Raw genomic sequence first — 1,246 nt, 5'->3', positions numbered from 1 at the left:
CCCCGATCGATGGTGTTGATGGCCTGTTGAACCAGATGACGAAGGCTGTCCTGGAACGGGCCCTGCAGGTCGAGATGAGCGGCCATCTCGGCTACGAGAAAGGCGACCCCTCAGGTCAGGGCACGGGGAACTCGCGGAACGGGACGTCGACGAAGACGGTGTCCACCCGCAACGGGCCGGTCGAGCTTGAGATACCTCGTGACCGGAACGGCTCGTTCGAGCCGGCGATCGTCCCGAAACGCGTCCGCCGCCTCGGGAACCTCGACGACACGATTCTGTCGTTGTATTCGCGTGGGATGACGACCCGTGATATCGAGGCGCATCTGCGGGAGGTGTACGGTGTCGCGGCGTCACGGGAACTGATCTCGAACGTGACCGACGTCGTCGTCGACGAGATCAAGGCCTGGCAGTCCCGTCCCCTGGACGAGGTCTACCCGATCCTCTACGTCGACGGGCTCCGGATCCGGGTCAAGGACAACGGCGTGGTCACGACGAAGGTCGCCTACCTGGCCGTCGGGATCGACGTCGACGGCCGTAAACACGCCCTGGGCTGCTGGATCAAGGACAGTGAAGGGGCCCGGTTCTGGCAGAAGGTCCTCACGGACCTCCGTAACCGCGGGGTACGCGACGTGCTGATCCTGTGCTGCGACGGCCTGTCCGGCCTGCCCGAGGCCGCCGTCGCGGTGTTCCCCGACACCGTCGTCCAGACCTGCGTCGTCCACGTCATCCGTAATGCGATGCGGTTTGTCTCCTACGGCGACCGGAAAGCCCTCGTCAGGGCCATGAAAGACATCTACACCGCGGCGACCCTGGAAGCCGCCGAACTCGGCCTGGCCGCGTTCGACACGAAGTTCGGCCGCCAGTACCCCGGAGCGGTCGAGGTCTGGCGACACGCCTGGACCGAGTTCATCCCGTTCCTCGACTATCCGCCGGAACTCCGGAAAATCGTCTACACGACCAACGCCATCGAATCGATGAACTTCCAGCTCCGGAAAATCACCAAGAACCGCGGCCACTTCACCGACAAGGACGCGGCCATGAAACTTCTCTACCTCGGGATCCGCAACATCTCCAGCCATCGAGGCGGCGAGTCCGGCACCGGAACACACGGCTGGAAAATCGCCCTCAACACGCTCGCGAACCTCTTCCCCGGACGACTCCCCTTCTGATAGCCTGACCAGGCACATCACGAGAAAACGCATGTAGGCCGTCCACCTCCGGCATACACGGAAATCATGACAGGCTC

At 63.5% G+C, this 1,246-nt stretch carries 1 protein-coding gene; it reads left to right on the top strand.

What is annotated here, in order from left to right:
* The coding region (locus tag MXD95_RS04030; RefSeq protein ID WP_250639161.1) for an IS256 family transposase at nucleotides 1-1,169 on the top strand (1,169 nt) is incomplete at its 5' end.
* Between the last annotated feature and the right edge of the window lie 77 nt (nucleotides 1,170-1,246).

Origin of the sequence: Frankia sp. AiPa1, from assembly GCF_023243075.1 — a bacterium.
Classification (GTDB): domain Bacteria; phylum Actinomycetota; class Actinomycetes; order Frankiales; family Frankiaceae; genus Frankia.
This window is presented reverse-complemented; position numbering and strand designations above follow the sequence as displayed.